This window comes from Geobacillus sp. WSUCF1 (genome assembly GCF_000422025.1).
Lineage (GTDB): Bacteria > Bacillota > Bacilli > Bacillales > Anoxybacillaceae > Geobacillus > Geobacillus zalihae.
In genome coordinates, this window is record NZ_ATCO01000092.1 from 1 (window position 1) to 10352 (window position 10352).

Sequence of the window (10352 nt, forward strand, 5' to 3'; positions counted from 1 at the left end):
GACGCCGTGTTTGGCAAAGGTCCTGCCCAACCCAGGGAAAATATCCTCTAAATGTTGCAACGTCGCCTTATGGAAGTAGATCGCCCGGCTCCCCGGCCGAAGGCGGTCTTTTGGCTCCGCCTCGATCACCGTCGCCGGCAGTCCGAAATGACGCAATGCCAAGGCCGCAGTTAATCCGATCGGTCCTGCCCCGACAACGAGAACAGGGCGCCGTTGAACGTTTGGTTGGTTCATCGTCTCTTCTCCTTTCCATTTTCCTATCATGGTCAGCTCACTTGTTGCGGACGGTTGCGCTCGTCAATGACCCGTTTCGCTTTCATGGAGAAACGTGGCAATGATCCCGACGGGACCCGTTCGACATCAATTCGAATGCCAATCCGTTCTCTGAGACGGTCGCTAAACGCCGCCCGACATCCTCTTCCGACTCGATTTGCACTTTTACTTGATTCATTTCGTGCTCTGTGTAATAGACAATGCGAAATTCTTTAATCTCCATAAATTCCCTAACAATCGTTTCAATCGACGATGGAAAAATGTTAACGCCACGAACAACAACCATGTCATCAGCCCGTCCAATAATCCCACCAGGTAAAAAGCGATACGAATTGCCACAAGAACATGGCGCTGACGAACAAAGCACGATATCTCTCGTCCGGTAACGAATAAGTGGGTAACCGTAACGGCTGAAGTTGGTAAGCACAAGCTCTCCGCGCTCCCCTTCCTTCACCGGCTGCAATGTTTCCGGATCGATGATTTCCGCCAAAAATTGTGCTTCGTTAATATGAAGCCCGTTGCGAGCCGAACATGAGTAGCCGTACGCTCCCATTTCCGTCATCCCGGCATGATCGTACACGGCCGCTCCCCAGCGTGTTTCAATTTGCTCCCGCGTTGACGGCACCGATCCCCCCGGCTCTCCTGCGGTGATGATGGCTCTGATCGGCGTCGATGGTAAATCGATGCCCATTTCCTCAGCACTTCGGATAAATGAAGGGCATAGCTCGGCGTGCAAAGCAATACGGTCGCCCGGTTTTCAATCATGCTGTACAACCGCTCCTTCGACGACTGGCCGCCTCCGGGGATGACAAGCGTTCCCATTTTTTTCGCCGCCTCATAGGCAGACCAAAAACCGATAAACGGTCCGAACGAAAACGCCAAAAACAGGCGGTCGCGGTTTGTCACTCCGCTTGATTTCAATACTTCAACCCAACAATCCCGCCACCAGTTCCAGCTTTCTTCCGTATCCAAAATTTTCAGCGGCTTGCCGGACGTGCCGGATGTTTGATGATAGCGGACATAGCTCGTTTCCGGGTAGCAGTGGTTCCGGCCAAACGGCGGGTAGAGCTGTTGGTCTTGCACAAGCTCTTCTTTCGTTGTAAAAGGCAACTTCCGAAAATCATCCATGGTTTGGATTGGCAAGCAAATATCGCGAAACTTCTCCTTGTAAAACTCATTAAACTGAGTGACAAAAACAAGCAATTCATTGATTTTATGAAGCTGATACTGTTTCAAACTCAGCTCCATCTCTCGAACCGACAACTCCATTCGCTTTTCGATCCCCTCTTTCTATTTTCTTTAATCACATTTACAATATTTAAAACGTTCTGAAAGTTATGTTATACTATTATTGTCCCGTATAAAAGTTTTGTATTCCTCTATACGAAACATGGTAAGATTTTTTGAAAACGATTTCTTATTAAACGAAGGAGGCAGAGCAACTCGTGGAAGTTCGCAAAACTCGAACGTCTTTTTCGTCATTAGAAAATGCCTTGAGACTGCTGCAACTATTTTCGATGGATGAAACAGAACTTAGCATCACCGATATTTCCGAAAGGCTGAATATCAGCAAAAGCGCCGCCCATCGGCTGCTGCAAACGTTAAAAAGCGAGGGATTTGTCAAAAAAGACGCGAAAACCAACCTATACTCCCTCGGTGCTTCTTTATTGGCAATGAGAAAAATCATTCATTCCCGATTTCCGATTTGCCAGATCGCTCTCCCTTTCTTGCAAGAACTTGTTTCGCTATCAGGAGAAAGCGCACATATCGCCACCCTGCACGGCGCTGATGTCATTTATTTGCACAAAGTAGAGTGCGATCACCCGATTCGTCTTCTTTCTTACGTCGGCAAAAAAAACCCGGCGTTTTGCACGAGCACCGGTCAAGCCATTCTCGCTTATCAACCAAGAGAGACGATCGACCGCATCATCGCCCGTGGACTCCCAGCGTTTACACCAAGAACGATCACCTCACCGTCTACACTTCTAGAAAAACTCGCACAAGTCAAACAACAAGGCTATGCCATCAGCCGAGAAGAACTTCATGAAGGGGTGACGTCAATCAGCGCCCCAATCCCCCACCGCAATGGGGAGGTGCGCTATTCTGTTTCGATCGCTGGACCGATCCAACGCATCAACGACCGTTCCATCCCTCATCTCGTACAGCTTGTCATGCAAACAGCCCATGCGATTTCTGCCAAACTGTAAAGCTGTCCGCCAAATTTATAGAGCAAGCACAGATGGCATGAAAACCAAAAGGAGGTGTCTTACTTGGAAAAAGCGGCGGATACTCTTTCCTCTGTTAAAAACGGGATGCGCATTTTGCGCTTATTTTCTGTTGAAACACCGGAGCTGGGCGTTACAGAGATGGCGCAACGACTTGGGCTGCACAAGACGACCGTTCACCGACTAGCCACCCTATTAGAAAAGGAAGGATTTCTCGAGCAAAACAAGAAAACACGCAAATACCGCCTTGGCCTTTCTATTTTGCATTTAAGTGGAGTGATTGATCTGCATACTGAAATATTTAAGGACGCTGTTCCGATCCTGGAATCATTGATGAAGGAAGCTAATGAAGCTGTTCATTTATCTGTGTTGGAAGACGACCGAATCGTTTACTTATACAAAATCGAATGTCCACACCCAGTGCGCCTGCTCTCTCATATTGGCCGAAGCAACCCGTGCACGTGCACAAGCTCAGGAAAAGTCATTCTAGCGTTCAGTCCGAAATCGATAGTAGAAAGCATTCTCCGCCGCGGGCTGCCAAAATACGGACCGAACTCGGTGACTGACCGTAACGAGTTCATCCGCCAGTTAGCCACCATCCGCCAGCAAGGGTACGCCGTCTGCATCGACGAACTGCATGAAGGAGCGACAAGCATCGCCGCTCCGATCCGTGACTATTCCGGTGATGTCGTCGCCGCCGTCAGCATCGTCGGGCCGAATCAGCGGATCACTCAAGCAAACATTCTCCGGCTGGTTGAGCTCGCCTGCCAAGCCGCCCGAGACATTTCATTGCTGCTCGGATATTATGACTAAAGGGTTCTCTCCCTCTCTGCTAAATAAGTGCAACCAATGACCAAAAGATGAACAGCTGCCGTATCATCACAAAAAGCCTGGAAGATCCGACTAAACCCGATCTCCCAGGCTTTTCTCTATTAAAACGGATACGTTCTTGCCTTCGTCTGCACGGACACCCATTTCACCGTCGTAAATTCATCGACCACCCATGGGTTTCCAAAACGGCCTAGGCCGCTTGCTTTATTGCCGCCAAACGGAATGTTCGGAGCGTCATTGACCGTTTGATCGTTAATATGTGTCATACCGCTGTCAATTTGCAGCGCCCATTCTTTTCCTTTTTCAACATCACTTGTAAAAATGGCGGAACTGAGCCCATATTCCGTTTGGTTGGCGATAGCGATCGCCTCTTCGTCTGTTCTCGCCTTAATCACCACAGCAATGGGGGCAAACAACTCTGTTTGGGCGAGCTTGCTCGCTGGATCGACATCCACAAATACATACGGGGTCAGCACATTACCGATTCGCTTTCCTTCCAAAGCCATTCGAATACCTTCTCGTTTTGCTTCTTCGATCATTTGCAACGCCTTTTGCATTTGCTTTTCGTTGATGATCGGTCCGATCACAGTGCTCGGATCGCGCGGATCGCCGCACGGGAGCGCAGCCGCTCTTTGCACGAACTTCTCAACAAATTCGTCATACTTGCTCTCGTGGACGATGATGCGATTGATGATCATGCAAATTTGTCCTTGGTGAATGAATTTTCCGAAAATAGCTGCATTAACCGCTTGATCTACGTCGCGTCAGATAAAACGACAAATGGGCTGTTTCCTCCTAATTCCAACGCCACTCGTTTTAACTGTCTGCCGGCGATCTCCCCAATTCGTCTGCCTACCGCCGTCGACCCCGTGAAGCTGATGAGGCGTGGGTGTGGGTTGGTCAACATCTCATCACCAATCTCATCAATGTCGGTTAACAAAACGTTCAATACCCCTTTCGGCAGCCCGGCATACTCAAACGCTCGGGCGATCACCACTCCCCCGACAAGCCCGACTTGAATATCAGGTTTATGCACAACAGTGTTGCCCAGAGCGATCGCCGGCACAATCGTTCGCAGCGATAAGTTTAATGGAAAGTTGAAAGGAGAAATGGAAGCAATCACACCCAATGGCAATCGGTAGATGTAGTTGACTTTCCCCTCTATATTCGAAGGCACCTCTCTCACAGTCCGCACTTCATCGACATAATGCAACGCCTCTTCGAAGAGCTCGAGAGCCAAATGAAACTCGACATTCGCCTTCAATAAAGTGCCCCCTGTTTCGCGAACAATCAAATCGACGATCTCCTCACGATTTGCTTGTAAATATTCCATCGCTTTGTGCAATACTTCTTTTCGCTGAGCAGCTGAGGAGCGCCCCCACTCCTTTTGCGCTTCACCTGCCGCTTCAAACGCACGGTGAAGCTGTTCAACTGTCGCTAACGGGACAGAGGCAACAACCGGCCGATCATACGGATTCAAAATATCATAGGTGCGGCCGCTTTCTCCTTCTACCCATTCTCCATTAATAAAGCTTTTGTTCCATTGTTCGTAACGTTCCATTTTTCTTTCACTCCTTAGCAAATTATCTCAAGCCGAAACCCCCAAATACTTATGCTGGACATCTTCATTGACCATCAATTCATCCGGCGAACCGCTCCATACGATTTTTCCTTTATTCATAATTAAGATTACATCTGCTGCCTTGCAGGCTAGGGAGATGTTTTGCTCCACAATTAAAATCGATAACCCCGCCTCTTTCAACTGAACGATAATCTCCCCAACTTGGTCAATGATGACCGGAGCCAATCCTTCAGATGGTTCATCCATTAATAAAAACTCTGGATTGGTCATCAGCGCCCGCCCGATGGCCAGCATTTGCTGCTGGCCGCCTGATAACTGCGTGCCGAAGTTGTTTTCCCGTTCCTTTAAGACAGGGAACAATTCATAAATTCTCTCCAGCCCCCAATGGCCGCGGCCTTCCTGCTTTCGTTTCCGTGCCGGCATCGTCAAGTTTTCTTTTACCGTCAGCGACGGAAAAATTCTTCTCCCCTGCGGCACGAAGCCAATGCCAAGGCGGGAAATTTGATGGGGAGGAAGCGATTCAATCGGTTGATCTTTAAACCGGATGCTTCCTTGTTTTGCTTTATGCAACCCGACAATTGTATGGATGGTGGTCGTTTTCCCTGCTCCGTTTCGCCCGAGCAGGGCGACGCATTTTCCCTGTGGAACAGAAAAACTCACTCCTTGAAGAATGTAGCTTGTTCCGTAATAAGAATGAACATCTTGAAGCTCAAGCATGTTGTTTCGCTCCTCCCCCGAAGTAAATTTTCTTAACCATCTCATTGTTTCTAATCTCGTCTGGCGATCCGCTTAAGATAACTTCCCCATGATGCAGAACCGTGATGCGGTCCGCAATGGAAAAGACGACATCCATATCATGTTCCACCACCACTAGCGCTATAGAACGGGGCAATTTTTGAATCATTGCCGCTGTCTGCGCCGTTTCCGCTGGCGACATTCCGGATGTCGGTTCGTCAAGCAAAAGAACTTTCGGGTTGCTGGCCATGGCCAACAACACTTCAAGCAATCGCTGCTCCCCATAGGAAAGATGTTTCACCTTTACATGACGGCGATCGGCAATTTCCCATTGCTCCAAAATATCGTTTGTTTCCTTGCGTATATCGGACCGGACGGTCAGGGGCGAAAAAATATCGTACCGATACGGTTTTTTCGCTGCGAGCGCCAAATGAATATTTTCTTCCACCGTCAAGTCGCCAAATAGGTTGTTTTTTTGAAACGTCCGCGATATCCCTAAATGGACAAGGCGGTGGGCAGGAAGTTTGCTGATCTCTTTTCCGTCCAAATACACAGCACCGGCATCAATAGGCAGAATGTTCGTTATGCAATGGAAAAGAGTCGTTTTCCCTGCACCATTTGGACCGATGATGACATGGCGCTCTCCAGGGCCCACCTCCAAAGAAACGTTGCGCAACACTTGCAACGTTTTGAACGATTTGCTAATGTTTTCTACTTTAAGCAGACTCAATGGACTGCCTCCCCCTTCTTTACCGGTTGTTGCGAAACCGCTTTACCTGTCTGTTTGCGGAAAACCAAAAAATGCCTTCCGTGTTGCAGCCAATGAATAAGTCCTCCTTTTCCAGCAAGAACAAGAGCGACAAGCAGTCCCCCCATGATCATCGGCCATCGTTCGGTATACGTGCTCATAAAATTTTGCAAGTAAACAAAGACGCTGGCCCCAAGCGCCGGTCCAAGCAGCGTGCCGACTCCACCGATAATCACCATCACCATCACTTGCCCAGAAAACATCCAGCTGGATAAATCCGGTGAAACAAAGACGTTAAAATAGGCATAAAGCGCACCAGCCAGTCCCGCCAATGATCCCGACAATGTATAAACGAGAAGTTTGTAGACTCGAACGTTATAACCGAGAGCGCTCATCCGTGCCTCATTTTCCATTACACCTCTCGTAATCTTTCCGGCCGGTGATCCCACAAACAGATACAAAAGAAAGTAAGACATGACAAAAGCGATCCCCATCACATAATAGAGAGCATTTGGAGACACAATTTCTCCAAAACCAAAATTCATGACAGCGGAAACGGACATTCCATCTGCTCCGCCTGTCCAAGGCTTTAATTGCCAAAACAAAACATACAGCAATTGTCCAAATGCGAGGGTAATCATCAAAAAGTAAAATTTGGACGTACGGATAAACACAGCTCCGGTGACCAAGGCAATCAGCCCGGAAATGACAACGGACAACAGAAGCAGCAAGTATGTGTTCGCTACATGCTGACCAATGACCGCAACCGTATAAGCGCCGATGCCAAAAAAGCCGGCATGCCCAAGCGACACCATTCCCCCATAGCCCATGATCAACCCGAGCTCATTGCAAAAATCGCCATGATATAAATCTCCGTCGCCAAATTGATCCCGAAATCGGACAGAACAAGCGGCATAGCGAAAACAAGAGCAATCAGCAACACAACGCCAAGCAACAGCTTTTTCACTCTATGCCACCTCTCTTCCGAACAATCCTTGCGGACGGATGATGAGGACAATCATCATGATGAGAAACACCGTCAACATCGATAAAGACGGGAACCATACCTTTCCGAGCGTTTCAATCACTCCGATGGCAATCGCTCCAATAAACGAGCCCTTCCATGAGCCTAAACCGCCGATAACGACGACAATGAGAGACGTGACGAGAATCTCACTGTCCATTCCCGTATACATGCCGATCAACGGCCCGCCCAATACGCCGCTCAATCCTGCCAGCGCCGCCCCAAACGCAAATACCCCGGTAAAGACGAGCCCAACATTGATGCCAAGGGCGCTAACCATGGCACGGTCGTCCACACCTGCACGAATGATCGCCCCAATACGCGTTTTCGTTTCCAAGTACCATAGCAACAAAGCCAATAGGCAGCCAATAAAGACAACAAATAGCCGATAAACCGGAAACGCCGTGTCTCCAATGGATAATGATCCGCTCAACAAATCTGGTACAGGAAGCGTGTGCATCTCCGTTCCCCATATCCATTCAACAGCATCGGCAATGATGAAACTTAACCCAAAGGTCAGCAACACTTGTTCAAGCTCTTTGCCATATACATGCTTAATCAGCCATTTTTCCAGGAATAATCCGAATATAGCTGTCAGAAAGACAGCTAGAAATAAGGCAATCCAAAAATTTAGTTCTTCATTGATAAAAGTAAACGCAATATAAGCGCCAAGCATAAACAACGTTCCATGGGCAAGATTTACGACATTCATGACCCCAAGGATAATCGTCAAACCAGCAGCAATCATGAAATAGAGCATCCCATAGGCCACTCCTGTCAACAACTGTGCTGAAATGGCGGACACCCCTGATCCCACCTTTTTCTCTAAATTTTTAGCATCTTCATTCAGAAGTTGTACTTGACTGTTTCAAAATATGTCATACTTTGTTCAGAAAAAATTAAGTTCCATCACTAATTTTTTAGCAAGGAGGAGACGATCATCTCCTCCTTGTTGATGAATTAAAACGGCGAGGCCTCAGGCATCTTTACATTCTCTACCGTCTCAAGTATTTGAGGAACAATTGCACCGTCTTTTAAAACATTTTTTGAAATATAGAAATTTTGAATCGGGTTATGTGTTGCCGGATCGATCGTAATTTTGCCACGCGGACTATCGAGAGAAATGCCTTTCAAGATTTTAATCAAATCCTGAGAGTTTAAACTCCCAGCTTTATTTATTGCTTGATCAATCGCTGCTGCTGAGTCATATCCTTGGACAGCAAAAATATTTGGCAATTTCCCATATTTCTCTTTATAAGCTTCAACAAATTGTTTGTTTTGTTCATTATCCAAATACGGTGAATAGTTGATGCCGGCAATGATTCCTTCAGCCGCTTCACCAGTCGGCTGAGTCAAAAGCTCATCCCCAAACTCCAGGGGGCCTGTCAACGGAATCTTCCCTTTTAAACCAAATTCTTTATACTGGGTAATAAACCGAATACCGTCGCTTCCAGTAAAGAACGCGTAAATGAAATCCGGCTTTTCCGCTGATGCCTCTTGAAGATACGGAGCAAAGTCGTTCGTGTTCAATTTCGGATAAATTTCTTTCAAGACTTTTCCGCCCGCCGCTTCAAAGGCAGCCTTGAACGCCCGAAGCACTTCCTTTCCGGCTGGATAGTCCGGCGCAAGGATAACGGCTTTTTTGCCTACTTGTTCTGCTAAATATTTCGCGGTGCTGCTGCCGTTTTGCCAGTTCGAGAACGAGACACGATAGACGTAATCGCTCTTTTTGCTCCACGAAAGGTCATCACCAGCAGCGTTGGCATCGATTAGCACTTTTTTATCCTTTTCGACTTCATCACGCAATGCATACGCAACCGCTGAAGAAATCGGCCCTACCAGGATATCAACTTTTTCCCCATGAACGAGTTGCCGATATTTGCGCAAAGCCACCTGTGGGTTCGCTTCATCATCTTCTACCTTCATTTCGACTTTCTTCCCGCCAAGCATCCCGTTATGCTGCTCCAAATACAATTGGAATCCGTTTACAATCCCCTCGGACAGAGGCGCAAACGTACCGGTTTGGGAAAGAATAAAACCAATTTTGACCGATCCCCCCGAACCTCCTCCTTTATCATCCGAACCGGATCCGCTCGATGTGCTGCTTTGCGCGCATCCCGTTGTCATGAGCAGGGCGGCCATCGCCATCACCCCTGCTGCCCGTTTCCAAATCCCTTTCGTTTTCCTCATTCTTCTCGCCCCCTTTGTTATTAAAGCGTTTTCATTTTTTGTCAAATGAATAGATTGCAATCAAAAAATCGGAATCCCTCCCTAGCGCAGGCCACGTAATATATTGTAAATATTTAAAAGATTACAACTATTATATTAATGCAAAAGTTGTTGCATATGAAAGCGTTGTACTCCTCTATATGAAACAAAATGAGTTTGCTTTTTTAGTAGAAAACCTAATGAAGCTACGTTCACGAGTGCTGTGTAGTCTGTTGAGGAATGTACACCATCTTGTACTGAGCAGGAGCAGGTTCAAACGTCATCACGACATTCCCGCTGCCGGATGATTGACCATACCCATAATAACGGCTTTGATAGTTTTCTTGAATGACACCGAGCAAGGCAGCCAGGTGGCGCCCTCCGGATTCAACACCCGCTGCACGCGCGTACTGTGGAAGCATGTTCCAGGCGGCTTGCACATTATTGCTTTGTAAGTATTGCAAAAATTGCCGATCCAATGCCTGCTCGGCCAATGTCGGCAGCGCCTCGGGCCGACGGACGAGATTATGCGCCAGTGCACCACTACATACAAACATCGTCTTTTTTTTTGCTTTCGCGCAGCACTTTGCCGATTACTTGCCCCCATGTGTACGTTTCTTCCAAGTTCGCCGCCCACGTCACCGATAGGCTGATGACGGCGATGTCCTCATTCGGCGCTAAATAGCGGAGCGGAACAACCGTCCCGTAATCCCAAATGTAGGTCGG

General features: G+C 47.7%; 10 protein-coding genes and 3 pseudogenes. 2 read left to right on the forward strand and 11 right to left on the reverse strand.

Features of this window, described 5'->3' with window-relative positions:
• From I656_RS06775 to I656_RS19220, 3 genes and pseudogenes are all read right to left on the reverse strand, one after another.
• On the reverse strand, positions 1–234 hold a 234-nt coding region (locus I656_RS06775), incomplete at its 3' end, for an FAD-dependent monooxygenase (protein ID WP_033005829.1).
• A gap of 32 nt (positions 235–266) precedes the next feature.
• Positions 267–835 (reverse strand): annotated as a pseudogene (locus I656_RS19900) (phenylacetate--CoA ligase family protein).
• Positions 832–1542: a phenylacetate--CoA ligase family protein gene (locus I656_RS19220; protein ID WP_020755361.1), complete on the reverse strand. Its 711-nt coding sequence runs from the start codon at positions 1540–1542 to the stop codon at positions 832–834. Before I656_RS19220 ends, I656_RS19900 begins: the two are co-directional and overlap by 4 nt.
• A 176-nt stretch (positions 1543–1718) precedes the next feature.
• On the opposite strand from I656_RS19220, the gene I656_RS06770 reads away from it, so the two are divergent.
• Together I656_RS06770 and I656_RS06765 are read left to right on the forward strand one after the other, a co-directional pair.
• Entirely contained in the window at positions 1719–2480 is a 762-nt protein-coding gene (locus tag I656_RS06770; protein WP_015374670.1) for an IclR family transcriptional regulator, read from the forward strand.
• Between the two features lie 63 nt (positions 2481–2543).
• Entirely contained in the window at positions 2544–3311 is a 768-nt protein-coding gene (locus I656_RS06765) for an IclR family transcriptional regulator (RefSeq protein WP_015374669.1), read from the forward strand.
• Positions 3312–3430: 119 nt separating this feature from the next.
• Here the strand turns inward: I656_RS06765 and I656_RS0115780 are convergent.
• From I656_RS0115780 to I656_RS0115785, 8 genes and pseudogenes are all read right to left on the reverse strand, one after another.
• A pseudogene (locus tag I656_RS0115780) lies at positions 3431–4890 on the reverse strand (aldehyde dehydrogenase family protein).
• Positions 4891–4917: 27 nt separating this feature from the next.
• A complete protein-coding gene (locus tag I656_RS06760) occupies positions 4918–5628 on the reverse strand; it encodes an ABC transporter ATP-binding protein (RefSeq protein WP_013523595.1) in 711 nt (236 codons plus the stop codon).
• Positions 5621–6376 carry an ABC transporter ATP-binding protein gene (locus I656_RS06755; protein WP_013523594.1) on the reverse strand — a complete coding sequence of 252 codons (756 nt, stop codon included), beginning with the start codon at positions 6374–6376 and terminating at the stop codon, positions 5621–5623. The genes I656_RS06760 and I656_RS06755 overlap by 8 nt, the downstream gene beginning before the upstream one ends.
• A complete protein-coding gene (locus I656_RS06750) occupies positions 6373–7224 on the reverse strand; it encodes a branched-chain amino acid ABC transporter permease (RefSeq protein ID WP_235048628.1) in 852 nt (283 codons plus the stop codon). Before I656_RS06750 ends, I656_RS06755 begins: the two co-directional genes overlap by 4 nt.
• Positions 7225–7226: 2 nt before the next feature.
• Positions 7227–7361, reverse strand: coding sequence for a hypothetical protein (locus I656_RS19735; RefSeq protein ID WP_020755367.1), 135 nt, complete (start codon positions 7359–7361; stop codon positions 7227–7229).
• Position 7362: 1 nt separating this feature from the next.
• Complete coding sequence (locus tag I656_RS06745) at positions 7363–8223, reverse strand: branched-chain amino acid ABC transporter permease (protein ID WP_013523592.1); 861 nt, start codon at positions 8221–8223, stop codon at positions 7363–7365.
• Positions 8224–8378: 155 nt separating this feature from the next.
• A complete protein-coding gene (locus tag I656_RS06740; protein WP_015374667.1) occupies positions 8379–9608 on the reverse strand; it encodes an ABC transporter substrate-binding protein in 1230 nt (409 codons plus the stop codon).
• A gap of 230 nt (positions 9609–9838) precedes the next feature.
• A pseudogene (locus I656_RS0115785) lies at positions 9839–10352 on the reverse strand (extradiol ring-cleavage dioxygenase); the annotation flags it as partial.